The sequence below is a fragment of the Polynucleobacter sp. genome (assembly GCF_018500155.2).
GTDB lineage: Bacteria > Pseudomonadota > Gammaproteobacteria > Burkholderiales > Burkholderiaceae > Polynucleobacter.
In genome coordinates, this window is sequence record NZ_JAHBAK020000007.1 from 50945 (window position 1) to 63415 (window position 12471).

Consider the following 12471-nt stretch of genomic DNA (forward strand, 5'->3'; position numbering starts at 1 on the left):
GCATGCGACTCATTCAAAAAGCACTCACTTTTGACGATGTGCTCCTCGTACCGGCTTATTCATCGGTACTCCCTCGAGATGCCAGCTTGGCAAGTAAATTAACTCGAGATATTTCACTCAATACACCGCTGGTATCTGCTGCAATGGATACTGTCACCGAAGGCAGATTGGCAATTGCTATGGCCAGTGAGGGTGGTATTGGCATTATTCATAAAAATCTCAAGCCCGCCGAGCAAGCTCGTGAAGTTGCCAAAGTAAAGCGCTATGAATCTGGCGTGTTACGTGATCCCATCACTATTGCTCCCGATGTTACGGTACGACAAGTGATGCAGCTATCACGTGAACATGGTTTTTCAGGATTTCCAGTGTTGGTTGGCAAAGAAGTGGTTGGCATCATTACAAATCGTGATTTACGTTTTGAAGAAGATTTAGATGCACCGGTTAAATCAAAAATGACTCCTCGTGAGCGCCTGGTAACTGTAAAAGAGGGTTGCTCATTAGAAGAGGCAAAACGCTTAATGAGTCAACATCGCCTCGAGCGCGTTCTCGTAGTGGATGACAAATTTGAGTTACGTGGTTTGATCACTGTTAAAGATATTTTAAAAGCTACTGAACATCCGAATGCTTGTAAAGATAGCGAAGGAAAGTTACGTGTTGGTGCAGCAGTTGGCGTAGGTCCTGACAATGACGAGCGTATTGAATTGTTGGTACGCGCTGGTGTGGATGTGATTGTGGTGGATACTGCGCACGGCCATAGCCAAGGTGTGTTGGATCGCGTGAAGTGGGTTAAGAAAAACTTCCCCCAAGTCCAAGTGATCGGCGGAAACATTGCGACTGCCGATGCAGCTAAGGCATTAGCTGATCACGGCGCAGATGGCGTCAAGGTGGGTATCGGCCCTGGCTCGATTTGTACTACTCGAATTGTTGCTGGTGTTGGTGTGCCACAAATTACGGCGATTGTGAATGTCGCAACTGCTCTCAAAGGCACTGGAATTCCATTGATTGCTGATGGTGGCGTACGTTATTCAGGTGATGTTGCCAAAGCATTGGCGGCAGGTGCTAGTGCAGTGATGATGGGCGGTATGTTTGCTGGTACTGAAGAGGCGCCTGGTGAAGTCTTCTTATACCAAGGGCGTTCTTACAAGAGTTACCGTGGTATGGGATCTTTGGGTGCGATGGCAGATGGTTCTGCAGATCGTTACTTCCAGAGCGATATCGTGGCCAATGCTGAGAAGCTGGTGCCAGAAGGCATTGAAGGTCAAGTGCCTTATAAAGGCAGCGTACTGGCTATCTTGCATCAGTTAACCGGAGGAATACGTTCTTCTATGGGCTATCTTGGTTGCAAAACGATTGCAGAGCTTCATGAAAAAGCGAATTTCGTGGAGATCACCTCTGCAGGTGTTCGTGAATCTCACGTGCATGATGTGAAGATTACTAAAGAAGCTCCCAATTACCACATAGATTAAAAAAGTTGAATTTAAGATTGATTCTTTCGTGCACGACAAAATACTGATTCTCGACTTTGGTTCACAGGTTACTCAATTAATTGCAAGACGCGTTCGCGATGGGAAGGTGTATTCCGAGATACACCCCTATGATTGTGATCCAGAATTTATTCGTCAATTTATTCAAGAGCAGGGTGGTAAGGGCATCATTCTGTCTGGTGGGCCTAGCTCTGTTACAGAAGAGGGTAGTCCACGCGCCCCTCAAATCGTATTTGAATTAGGCGTCCCTGTTTTGGGTATTTGCTATGGTATGCAGACGATGGCCACTCAACTTGGTGGCGCCGTTGCTTCCGCGGAATCGCTGGGTAAGGCTCGCGAGTTTGGCTACTCCGAAGTAAGAGCACATGGTCACACCCATTTACTCAAAGGGATTCAAGATTTCTCCACGAGCGAGGGGCATGGCATATTGAAGGTGTGGATGAGTCACGGTGATTCGGTGACTGCAATGCCACCAGCATTTAAGTTGATGGCTTCTACAGAATCTTGTCCGATTGCAGGCATGGCGGATGAAGAGCGTCGCTTTTATGCATTTCAATTTCATCCAGAGGTGACCCATACCATTCAGGGCACCGCTATTCTTGAGCGTTTTGTTCATCAAATTTGCCAATGCAAACCAGATTGGGTAATGGGCGATTACATCGCTGAAGCGGTGGAACATATTCGCCAGCAAGTTGGCAATGAAGAAGTGATTTTGGGTTTATCTGGTGGGGTTGACTCCAGCGTTGCAGCTGCCTTAATTCATCGCGCTATCGGCGATCAATTAACTTGTGTTTTTGTCGATCATGGTTTGCTTCGTCTTAATGAAGGCGACATGGTGATGGAAATGTTTGCGCGCAATCTTGGTGTTAAGGTCATTCGTGTAGATGCCAAAGAGACCTTTATGGGTAAGTTGGCTGGTGTGGCTGATCCTGAAGCTAAGCGCAAGATTATCGGCAAGGAGTTCGTCGAGATTTTCCAAAGTGAATCAGCCAAAATCAAAAATGCGAAGTGGTTGGCTCAAGGAACGATTTACCCAGATGTCATCGAGTCTGCTGGTAAAGGTAAGAAGGGTGCGCACACTATTAAGAGTCACCACAATGTTGGTGGCTTACCAGAAGATATGCATCTGAAATTGCTAGAGCCTTTGCGCGAATTGTTTAAAGATGAAGTCCGCGAACTCGGAGTGGCATTGGGCTTGCCAAGGGAGATGGTTTATCGCCATCCATTCCCAGGGCCTGGCTTAGGCGTTCGTATTCTTGGCGAAGTCAAAGCTGAATTTGCGAGCCTCTTGCAAAGAGCGGATGCAATTTTTATTGAAGAGTTACGTAATACTATTGATGAAGTCAGTCAAAAGTCATGGTATGACCTTACCAGTCAGGCGTTTGCTGTGTTTTTACCGGTGAAGTCTGTTGGCGTAATGGGTGATGGTAGAACCTACGAATATGTCGTTGCACTACGGGCAGTGCAAACACAAGACTTCATGACAGCGCATTGGGCACATTTGCCACATGAGTTACTTGGTAAAGTGTCTAATCGCATCATTAATGAAGTGCGTGGCATCAATCGCGTGGTCTACGATATCAGTGGAAAGCCGCCTGCCACCATCGAGTGGGAATGATGCTAATGAAGAGGATGATTTTTGTCTCCCTTCTTATTAATATTTTGGTTTTAATTCCTGTTTGCGCTGGGTTATTTTTTGATGCCGATTGGGTGGTGGATGGTTATGGTCCCGTTAGTCCCGCTAGAGGCATCCTGCTCTCAATCTATGGCGCAATATTAGTCACTTCATTTTGCTTGCTGATTAAGCCTTTACCGCTCTTAGTTGCGCCCTTACTCCTAGTGCAGGTGCTTTATAAGTTAACGACTCCTTTTACAGTCGGCAACATTAACAATCCAGTCGTAATTAGCAATCTTGCTATTGCAGCAGTGCATCTAGTAACTCTTTTCTTAATCCTAAGAGTGATTCAATTTAGCCCTTCTAATAAGTCGCCATCGAGTGGGAATAAAAGCCACCGCCTTATCTAAATGAGCGAGTTACGCCAAGTTGCCTTAAATATCCTGGCTCAGACTGAGCCCCGAGAAAAAGTGAATCATGTTTTTCAATTATTCACGGACTATCAAGAGCGGCGCATCACACTCAACCCCGACTCATGCTTGAGTGAGCAAAATCTACTATTGCCTGGACGGCCTGAGAAGCCAGTGTTAGTTCCCCCTCTGCAAGTTCCTCGTAGAAAAATGGATACGGTAGAGGGTAGAGCATCTTTAATGCACTCTTTGGCGCATATCGAATTTAATGCCATTAATCTGGCGCTAGATGCTATTTGGCGTTTTTCAGGGATGCCAGCGCAATACTATGAAGATTGGTTAAAGGTTGCTAAAGAGGAGGCCTATCACTTTTCTCTTGTAGAAAATTATATGCAGTCCTATGGTTATTACTATGGCGACTTTGAGGCACATAATAGTTTGTGGGAAATGGTTGAGAGAACTACAGATTCCATTCTTGCCAGAATGGCGTTGGTGCCAAGAACTATGGAGGCAAGGGGCTTGGACGCTGTACCCATGATTCGTGAGCGTTTTAAGCAAATCAAGGAAAACGGCGCAGTGCAAATCCTAGATATCATCTTGCGCGACGAAATTGGTCACGTTGCCATTGGTAATCATTGGTTTAATTATTTATGCAAGCAAAGCAACCTCTCCCCTATAGTTGCTTATCAAGAGTTGGCAATAACGTATCGTGCTCCAAAACTGAAGGGGCCATTCAATGTTGAAGCCCGCAGATTGGCGGGATTTAGTGATGAAGAAATCGAGCTGCTTGGGGTATAGTAAAACTAATCTCATTATTAGAGTGATGGAGTCCCTATGAATTTATCTCGTCGAGCATTTATTGTTTCTTCCGCTTTGGCTCCCATAGCTTGTGGCGTTCCCCTTGGGTATGAGCGTGGCACGCAAGTTGCGCAACCTAATCCGTTGCCTACAGTGCGTCCACCAGCTGTTGGACAGGAGTGGACTTATCTCAAGCGCAGTGTATTTGATGGAAAAAACTTAGGCTTGATCACTGAGCGTGTAGCCAATATTGGCTCAACCATCACGATTGAGCGTTCAAATGATTATGGCGAGCAGCTGCCAAATGAAATACAGGGCCCATGGGGAATGGTTCTAACCGACCCACAATGGCCTCATCTGGTGAGCTTTAACCCTGCCATTCCCTTGTGGCCACAAGCACTTACTGCAAATTGGAATAAGCAATTCATCACCAAATACAGCGTTGGCGGCTACGATAATGGTCGACTGAGTTGGCAGCAATATATGAGTGCTCACGGATGGGAGCAAATCACCGTACCTGCAGGTACTTTTTTAACTTTGCGTTATCAAAGTTTGGTTAATTACGATAGTAACGATGACAATAAGGTGAATTGCATTTTGCGAGAAACGGTTTGGTTTGCTCCGAGCATTGGACGTTGGGTCGCACGTGAATCTTCTGGTTCGTACATGATACGAGGTCAGTTGGGTGCGCCAAATCTCGAAGATAGTTTGCAATGGCATCTAACTTCTTACAAATAAAGAATTTACAGCGATTATTTCTATTGCTCCTGCCGATTCTGTTGGCAGGATGTATTTCTGCATTGCCTGCCCCAAGTGGAATGGTTGCACCCCAACCGTCGCCAATACCGTTAGTGCGCGCTCCCCAAGTTGGGCAAGAGTGGGTTTATCAAATACGCAATGTATTTAATCAAGAGGTAGTGGATACCGTTACAGAGAGAGTGGTATCAGTCGGTCCTGAGATTCGTATTGCAAGAATAGGGGCTAAAGCAGGAGCTTTGCCTGATGAAATTCAAGCACCTTGGGGTTTTGTATTACAAGATTCCCATTGGAAGCCACCACAACGTTTTGAAAAACCCATGCCTCTATGGCCTGAGCAATTGCTGGCTGGCCAGAATGCTTTTTATAAAACGCAATATCAAGTACTCGGATACCCAGACAGTCAGTATTACTGGGGATTGAGTATGAGTGCCATTGGCTGGGAGAAAGTCTCATCGCCAATTGGTCAAGTACTGACCTTTCATTATCAAAATGAAATTCCGTATTTTCAAAGCAATGATGTATTTAGAGTGCAAAACATTCGCGAGGAAGAGGTTTGGTTTTCTCCGGAAATTGGCCGCTGGGTATATCGCAGGGGCTTTGGAAGATATATCACGCCAGGTGTTTATTGGGCCAATGCTTATTGGGAAGACTATTGGCAGTGGGAGTTAATCTCTTGGAAGTGAGTAAAACGCTTAAAATAAGCGGATTGCTATGTATACCGTAAAAGAGCTTTTTCCCACTTTGCAAGGCGAAGGTGCGCACGCTGGACGTGCTGCTGTATTTTGCCGTTTTGCAGGCTGCAATTTATGGAGCGGTCGAGAAGAGGATCGCGCTACTGCGATATGTCAATTTTGTGATACTGATTTTGTTGGCAGTGATGGACATGGTGGTGGAAAGTTTGAAAACGCAGCCAATTTGGCTGATGCAATAGAGAGAGCCTGGAGAAGTACCTCTGCGGGACCTCAGCAACGCTATGTTGTGTTTACTGGCGGTGAGCCTCTTTTGCAATTAGATGAGGATCTTATTGGTGCGCTTCATCAAAAAGGCTTTGAAGTTGCTATAGAGACCAATGGCACATTGAAAGTTCCCAAGGGTGTTGATTGGGTTTGCGTCAGTCCTAAAGCGGGCTCCGATCTCATCGTTTTGCAAGCAAATGAATTGAAATTGGTTGTACCGCAGGTAGGGCATGATTCTATTGAGAAGTTGATGGACCGCTTTGAGAAGATGGACTACCGTAATCGATTCTTGCAGCCTATGGATGGGCCTGATGTCAAACGTAACACTGAGTTAGCAGTGAGCTTATGCCAAAAGCGTCCATTATGGAGGCTGAGTCTTCAATCGCATAAACTGATTGGGATTCGATAGAGATTTATTTATTTTCCGTGAACCCATGACGAACCAACAACGCCCAATATCAATTACTCGCCGCCTTGAATTTGATTCAGGGCATCGTATTCCAAATCATGATGGACAATGCAGACATCTGCATGGGCATCGTTATGCCATCGAGGTGACATTAACTGGGGAGGTAGCCGATCATCCCGGTAAGGCCGATGATGGCATGGTGCTTGATTTTGGTGATATCAAAAAACTTACCAATCAATACGTAGTTGAAAAATGGGATCACGCATTCTTGGTAGCAAAAGAAGATGAGGGGTTAGTGGCATTTCTAGCATCACTGCCTAATCACAAAACGGTTGTGATGGATCATGTGCCCACCGTTGAGAATTTAGCCAACGCAGCCTTTGCTATTTTGCAACCCGTTTTTGCAAAAGCATTTGGTGGGCGCCTAGAGCTCTCCGCTATTCGTCTTTATGAGACTCCAAATTGTTGGGCCGATGTTCATCCTGCTTAAATGAACCCTGTAGATATTGACCAACAATTTATGTGTCAAGCGCTAGAGCAGGCAAAATTAGCCGCTCAAGCTGGGGAGGTGCCGGTTGGAGCCATCTTGGTTCATGATGGCCAGGTCATTGCTAAAGCATTTAATCAGCCCATTGCGCATCATGATCCTAGTGCCCATGCTGAGATGCTTGCTCTTAGAGCGGCAGCAAAATCAGCAGAAAACTACCGCTTACCTGGTAGCACGCTGTATGTCACCTTAGAGCCATGCGTAATGTGCGCTGGGGCAATTTTGCATGCTAGAGTGGATCGTGTCGTTTTTGGAGCATTGGATCCGAAAACTGGTGCCGCAGGCAGCGTTTTGGATGTATTCTCATCAAAGCAAATTAATCATCAAACTCGTGTTGAAGGTGGTGTAATGGGTGAAGAGTGCGGCCAGCTTTTGCGTAGCTTCTTTAAGGAGCGGCGTTGAACTCTATTTATCTTATTGCCCCATCTGGCGCTAGCTACGATGATCAAAGTCCTTTGACTGGAATCGCTTGGCTGGAAAACCAGGGAATTCGTATTCAAAATGCGGAGTGTGTGAAACGAGTATTCCAGCGTTTTTCTGGCAATGATGCGCAGCGTTTGCAAGAAATAAATCATTTAGCAAATCTTGATCCTCAGACGATCGTCATGGCAATGCGTGGTGGGTATGGCATTCATCGCCTGCTACCAGAGATTGATTGGCAGGCAATTGCGCAAGCCATTCAAAAAGGTTTGCAAGTGTGTGGTCATAGTGACTTCACTACATTTGAGCTTGCATTGCTAGCAAAGACAGGCGCTATTACATTGTCTGGACCAATGTTGAATTACGACTTTGGTCGATTGACCGATGATGGTCAGCCTATCGCTCCCGACGACTTTATGTGGAAGCATTTTCTGAGTGCAGTTCAAAGTAGAAAGTTAGATTGCAGTATTCAAGCTCAACAATCATACTTAGGAAAATCATCTGCTGGCCGTGTGCAGGGCATGTTATGGGGAGGTAATCTCACTGTTTTGGCTAGCCTCATTGGCACGCCATATTTACCCTCTGCCAAGCAAACGCAAGGTGGTATCTTGTTCTTAGAAGATGTCAATGAGCATCCATATCGTATTGAAAGAACCATGATGCAGCTCTTAGACGCTGGTATCTTGGGTAATCAGGCGGCTGTCTTATTGGGTGGTTTCTCAGCTTATCGTCTATTTGACAACGACAAAGGTTATAACCTAGAGCATGCTGTTGCCTCTATTCGTGAGCGCTTACCTGATAACATTCCTATTCTGACTAATTTACCTTTTGGCCATCAAGCGAACAAGTTGACCTTACCTATTGGCGCAACGGCAAACCTAGAGTTCGGCCCTCAAGGCTTTTCACTACAAGCTCGCTGGTAATTCGTTGTTAAAAAAATTTTTCTTTTGGATTGCGCCTTTACTCGTATTCCCTTTTGTAGGATCTGTGATGGCTGTTGAAGAGCCTAAATATTTTGTTTTGGAAAATGCTCCGCCATTCGAATTGCGCTCGTATGCTCCGATGATTTTGGCGCAAGTGCAAGTCGAGGGAGATTTAGATGAAGCTTCTTCCCAAGGCTTTAGACTGATTGCGGCCTATATCTTCGGTCAAAATCAAGTCAATGAGAAAGTGGCAATGACTGCGCCAGTAACGATGGAAGGACAATCCATTAAAAATCAAAAAATTGCCATGACTGCGCCAGTCAATATTGAGAAGGAGGGTGGGTCATGGACCGTGTCATTTGTGATGCCTGCGCAGTACACTTTAGATACGCTCCCAAAGCCGCTCAATCCCCAAGTGACCATCAAGTCAATTCCCGCCTCCAAAAAAGCAGTGATCACTTTTTCTGGTTTTTATGACAGTGATAAGGTTGAGCAAAAGACTAAAGCGCTAGAGGAATGGATGAGTAGTAAAAATCTTCACCCAATCAGCGCCCCTATATTTGCACGCTATAACCCTCCATGGACATTGCCATTCATGCGTCGCAATGAAATTCTGATAGATGTCCGCGACTAATCGGTTGAGCGATTAATTTTTTGCTTCAAAGCTTTTCAGTAGATACTGAGCACCATTTCCAACGCTAAGCGCCTTGGTGATGATTGGAAGCGCCTCGGCTAAGTTTTTTTCAAGAGTCCACGGTGGATTGATGATGAACATGCCGCTAGCCTGCAGGCGTCTTTCCCCAGGCGTATTTTCAACACGCAGCTCAGTATGCAACCAGGAGCGCTTATGCGTTGTGCAAATCTTTTTTAGGCGGTCTGGTAATTCTGCAGACTCTCTTCTGGCAAGCATTGGGTACCAAATAGCATAGCAACCAGTAGGGAAGCGTTGCATTGCCTCTTCAAGCGCGATTTCTAAGTGGCGGTAATCCTGCTTATCCTCGTAGGACGGGTCAATTAATATCAAACCGCGTCTACTGGGGGGAGGCAAGAGGCCTTTTAGTCGTTTGAAACTATCGACATCGTAAACATCAATTTGTTTAGCGCAGGACAGTTCTCCCACGTTGTGACGCAAGATGTCTATTTCCTTGGGGTGTAGCTCAAATAATTTGAGTCGGTCTTGAGGGCGCAACATGCGCGCCAGAATAAAGGGTGACCCAGGATAGACATTCATTTCACCGCTGCTATTTTCTGATTGAATGCAATCTATATATTTCTGAATACTCTCTGGAATTTGGTTGCCCGCCTCTTGATACTTGAGTAAGCGAAAAATACCACCCTCAGCTTCTTTACTGACTGCTGCAAACCCATCTTGAAGGTTGTAAATGCCAGCACCTGCATGCGTGTCAACCATGGTTAAGGCAACTGGTTTTTCTTGCAAATAGCTCACTAAGTGAATCAGTGTGAGGTGCTTCAATATGTCAGCATGACTGCCAGCATGAAATGCATGTCGATAACTAAACATGGGAAATTATTTTTGTCCCTTGGGCCCAACCAATTGCGCTTTAAGAAAAAATACTAGGGTGATGGCAATGATGGTGATAGAGGCATATTGCAGCGGTAGATTTAATTCCAAATCCATCACTTGTGTGAAGTGTGCATAAATAGCGGCTACACCTCCTAGGGCAATGAGCCAGGACCATAAACCTCTTGGGTTGAACCAACTCTCAGGAATGTATTGAGTAAGTTGTGCGCCAATCATCCCGCACCACATGCCTACACCGGCTCCCGCCATTACATCTGTTAGCCAATGCGCACCTACGGCATTGCGGGAGAGACCCACCAAGACTGCAATCAAGAATAAAGCGCCAAGGTAGCGACGCTTTTCAGGGCTTGCCGCAAAGTAGAGCGCGCTCGCAATGGCAAATGCGGTGAGTGTATGGCCAGAAGGAAAGGCTCTATGCAGTAATGGCTCCCCAATTCGATAAAAACTGCCATCCTCTAGCAAGCTTGCTGGTCTGGGAAGGTCAAATACATTTTTGAGTAGCGTGCTAGAGATAGCAGAAATAGCACCACCAAAAATCCCTGCTGTTAATAAACGAGGGGCCAGCAATAACAACGGAAAGGAAAGGGCAAACACCCCCCAACCGTTGCCAAAAAAAGTCAGCCAAGCCCATAAGGCATCTGGCAAAAACTGAGTGATCCGATTGAGGAATAAAAAGCTATTGCTTTGTTGCTCGCCAAAGTAGATTGCAGCAGCGCATGTGATGGGAGCAAGTGGAATGAACCAAGCTAGAGCGGGAATCGCTTTTTTGCTCATCCAGTTCAGCGACCTTTTGCTTTATCTGCTTCTTGCAATTGAAGGACTACTTTTTCTAATACTTGGTGAACACTAATCGCCTGCATGCACACATTATCTTGGCATGGCGTTTTGCGGTGATTTGCAGCGCTTACACAAGGTGAACAAGCTAAGTTAGCAGTAATCGCGATAGAGTTGCCTACGGAGCCGTAAAGTGCCGGAGTTTCTGGTCCAAAGAGTACGATAGTTCTGAGGGGTGTTACTGCAGAGAAGTGGCCTGGCCCCGAATCATTAGTTACCATCACATCTGAGAGGGTGTACAGAGGGGGCAATTCTGAAAAGCTCACTTGCCCTGCAAAATTGATAGCATTTTTTACATTAGCAACGAAGCGGACTTTATCGACATACACAAATTCTGCAGGGGATCCTGTAATCAGAATTAAATCATTGGGGTAGCGTTGATGAATCGCTTGAATCAACTCTGAAAATCGCTGTTGTGCCCAACGGCGTTGCGGCAAGAGATCACTTGCATTCGGATTAATCAAAATAAGGCGATCTTTACCGTAGGTATAGGAAATTCCTGCTTCTGCAGCCTTTTTCTCAATGCGAGAAAGTACTTTTTTCATCATGTCTGGATTGATGATGGCCTGTTCAAGTTTGACCTCAGAATCCGGAATATGAATTTTGCTAAAAGGGACTTCAATTGCTTTAGCAAATGCTGCATGAATCAGCGACAGAAAGTTTTTCGTAATATGAATATGAGGGTTGTAGTGCACCTTGCGGGTGAGCATCGTGCCACGCCACAATCCTTCGCCATGAAAAATGTGATATCCCACTCTGCGGCGGGCACCACAAAGTCCTGTCAGTAGGGCGGTGAAGCGGGAGAATAACTCTAGATCTATGACCGTATCGATGCGGCGCACACGAGCGATGAGTAAAAACTTCAGCGTGTCCTTGACCAGGCTACCAAGACTGGATGCATCAATCGTAAAAATATTTTCAGGTTTAACCGTATTCAATAAAGTCAGGCTGGCGCTATTGCTTTTGAATATCAGAAAAAATATTTCTGCACCACGCTCTTGAGCATTGCGCATTGCTGGATCAACCAAAATGGCGCTACCCATTTCAGAGAGCTCGATAAATAGAATTTTTTTAGGTTCTGCCAGTTCGCGGCTAAATACATTTTTGATTTTATCGGTGAGCGCAACAATCGGGCTGACGATGGCACACAACGGCACACCTACCAGGTGATCAATTGTACGCATGGTATTTACACTGATGGCCATATCAATTCTTTTAAAAATTATTTACGCTTTAGTAAAAAATAGGCCCCAGGCAAAACAGAAATCACAGTGATTGCGCCAAAGCTAATCGAGGCTAAAACGGTAATCGATTGATTGACTCCCCAAAGAGCTAAAACTGATGAGAGGGTAGCTTCACGCAAACCCCATCCAGAAATACTAATAGGCAGCATCAACAACAGGCTTAGAGCCGGAAGACCAATCATCAAACTCGATATTGGGGCAACCACGCCATAAGCCCTTAAGCAGCAGAAAAATGTGAGGATTAATAAGCAGTGAATTCCAATAGCAAACAGTGCTTGCAGTACGTTGTAAGGCCAAGAGAATGCTAACTGAATCCCAGGTAGCGCGTTATCCATCTGGAAGCGACCCAAAATTTTCATAAATAAATTAAAGGTTGGCTTAAAGGCTAATCCTGCTGCAATGAATAAACCCACAAGTAGCATGACGCCTGTGACGAGGTAACCTAAATCTCTACCCCAACTAGCGAGGGTGACGCCGCCAATGATTAAGCCTAGGCCGCCCAATAAGTTATTGCCAGCCAATCCCAGTA

The 12471-nt window shown here is 45.6% G+C and carries 15 protein-coding genes; 11 read left to right on the forward strand and 4 right to left on the reverse strand.

Translation table 11 applies throughout. From position 1 onward, the window contains the following. Positions 1 to 2: 2 nt before the first annotated feature. The 11 genes from guaB to KIH43_RS00930 all read left to right on the forward strand — a co-directional run bounded on the left by guaB (position 3) and on the right by KIH43_RS00930 (position 8955). Positions 3 to 1466 carry an IMP dehydrogenase gene (gene guaB / locus KIH43_RS00880; RefSeq protein WP_296968278.1) on the forward strand — a complete coding sequence of 488 codons (1464 nt, stop codon included), beginning with the start codon at positions 3 to 5 and terminating at the stop codon, positions 1464 to 1466. Positions 1467 to 1494: 28 nt separating this feature from the next. Continuing rightward, positions 1495 to 3102 carry a glutamine-hydrolyzing GMP synthase gene (guaA, locus tag KIH43_RS00885; protein ID WP_297716779.1) on the forward strand — a complete coding sequence of 536 codons (1608 nt, stop codon included), beginning with the start codon at positions 1495 to 1497 and terminating at the stop codon, positions 3100 to 3102. 5 nt (positions 3103 to 3107) lie between these two features. Then, positions 3108 to 3509: a hypothetical protein gene (locus tag KIH43_RS00890; protein ID WP_297716781.1), complete on the forward strand. Its 402-nt coding sequence runs from the start codon at positions 3108 to 3110 to the stop codon at positions 3507 to 3509. Then, positions 3510 to 4307 carry a ferritin-like domain-containing protein gene (locus KIH43_RS00895; RefSeq protein ID WP_297716783.1) on the forward strand — a complete coding sequence of 266 codons (798 nt, stop codon included), beginning with the start codon at positions 3510 to 3512 and terminating at the stop codon, positions 4305 to 4307. A 36-nt stretch (positions 4308 to 4343) separates the two neighbouring features. Next, complete coding sequence (locus tag KIH43_RS00900) at positions 4344 to 5045, forward strand: hypothetical protein (protein WP_297716785.1); 702 nt, start codon at positions 4344 to 4346, stop codon at positions 5043 to 5045. Continuing rightward, complete coding sequence (locus KIH43_RS00905) at positions 5021 to 5749, forward strand: hypothetical protein (protein ID WP_296967657.1); 729 nt, start codon at positions 5021 to 5023, stop codon at positions 5747 to 5749. Before KIH43_RS00900 ends, KIH43_RS00905 begins: the two co-directional genes overlap by 25 nt. Positions 5750 to 5777: 28 nt before the next feature. Continuing rightward, positions 5778 to 6431, forward strand: coding sequence for a 7-carboxy-7-deazaguanine synthase (queE, locus tag KIH43_RS00910; RefSeq protein WP_296967659.1), 654 nt, complete (start codon positions 5778 to 5780; stop codon positions 6429 to 6431). 25 nt (positions 6432 to 6456) lie between these two features. After that, on the forward strand, positions 6457 to 6921 hold the full coding sequence (gene queD, locus KIH43_RS00915; RefSeq protein WP_296967660.1) for a 6-carboxytetrahydropterin synthase QueD: 465 nt from the start codon (positions 6457 to 6459) through the stop codon (positions 6919 to 6921). Further along, the gene (gene tadA, locus KIH43_RS00920; protein ID WP_297716788.1) at positions 6922 to 7380 is read left to right on the forward strand and encodes a tRNA adenosine(34) deaminase TadA; all 459 of its coding nucleotides are present in this window, start codon (positions 6922 to 6924) and stop codon (positions 7378 to 7380) included. Then, positions 7377 to 8321, forward strand: a complete 945-nt coding sequence (locus KIH43_RS00925; protein ID WP_297716790.1) for an LD-carboxypeptidase — start codon at positions 7377 to 7379, stop codon at positions 8319 to 8321. Before tadA ends, KIH43_RS00925 begins: the two co-directional genes overlap by 4 nt. Positions 8322 to 8388: 67 nt before the next feature. Further along, complete coding sequence (locus KIH43_RS00930) at positions 8389 to 8955, forward strand: heme-binding protein (RefSeq protein WP_297716791.1); 567 nt, start codon at positions 8389 to 8391, stop codon at positions 8953 to 8955. 12 nt (positions 8956 to 8967) lie between these two features. Here KIH43_RS00930 and rlmJ read toward each other — a convergent pair whose 3' ends face one another. From rlmJ to KIH43_RS00950, 4 genes are all read right to left on the reverse strand, one after another. Beyond that, positions 8968 to 9843, reverse strand: a complete 876-nt coding sequence (gene rlmJ, locus KIH43_RS00935) for a 23S rRNA (adenine(2030)-N(6))-methyltransferase RlmJ (protein ID WP_297716793.1) — start codon at positions 9841 to 9843, stop codon at positions 8968 to 8970. A 6-nt stretch (positions 9844 to 9849) separates the two neighbouring features. Beyond that, entirely contained in the window at positions 9850 to 10638 is a 789-nt protein-coding gene (locus tag KIH43_RS00940; RefSeq protein WP_297716795.1) for a phosphatase PAP2 family protein, read from the reverse strand. Between the two features lie 5 nt (positions 10639 to 10643). After that, entirely contained in the window at positions 10644 to 11882 is a 1239-nt protein-coding gene (locus KIH43_RS00945) for a glycosyltransferase family 9 protein (protein ID WP_297716797.1), read from the reverse strand. A 38-nt stretch (positions 11883 to 11920) separates the two neighbouring features. After that, positions 11921 to 12471 (reverse strand): lysylphosphatidylglycerol synthase domain-containing protein (locus tag KIH43_RS00950; RefSeq protein ID WP_297716798.1); only part of this gene is annotated, 551 nt, incomplete at its 5' end.

Coding starts and splice junctions, on each gene's coding strand:
- guaB (WP_296968278.1), top strand. CDS start 3: ATGCGACTCATTCAAAAAGCACTCACTTTTGACGATGTGCTCCTCGTA.
- queD (WP_296967660.1), top strand. CDS start 6,457: ATGACGAACCAACAACGCCCAATATCAATTACTCGCCGCCTTGAATTT.
- tadA (WP_297716788.1), top strand. CDS start 6,922: ATGAACCCTGTAGATATTGACCAACAATTTATGTGTCAAGCGCTAGAG.
- KIH43_RS00940 (WP_297716795.1), bottom strand. CDS start 10,638: ATGAGCAAAAAAGCGATTCCCGCTCTAGCTTGGTTCATTCCACTTGCT.
- KIH43_RS00930 (WP_297716791.1), top strand. CDS start 8,389: ATGGCTGTTGAAGAGCCTAAATATTTTGTTTTGGAAAATGCTCCGCCA.
- KIH43_RS00895 (WP_297716783.1), top strand. CDS start 3,510: ATGAGCGAGTTACGCCAAGTTGCCTTAAATATCCTGGCTCAGACTGAG.
- rlmJ (WP_297716793.1), bottom strand. CDS start 9,843: ATGTTTAGTTATCGACATGCATTTCATGCTGGCAGTCATGCTGACATA.
- KIH43_RS00905 (WP_296967657.1), top strand. CDS start 5,021: ATGGCATCTAACTTCTTACAAATAAAGAATTTACAGCGATTATTTCTA.
- KIH43_RS00945 (WP_297716797.1), bottom strand. CDS start 11,882: ATGCGTACAATTGATCACCTGGTAGGTGTGCCGTTGTGTGCCATCGTC.
- queE (WP_296967659.1), top strand. CDS start 5,778: ATGTATACCGTAAAAGAGCTTTTTCCCACTTTGCAAGGCGAAGGTGCG.
- KIH43_RS00890 (WP_297716781.1), top strand. CDS start 3,108: ATGAAGAGGATGATTTTTGTCTCCCTTCTTATTAATATTTTGGTTTTA.
- KIH43_RS00900 (WP_297716785.1), top strand. CDS start 4,344: ATGAATTTATCTCGTCGAGCATTTATTGTTTCTTCCGCTTTGGCTCCC.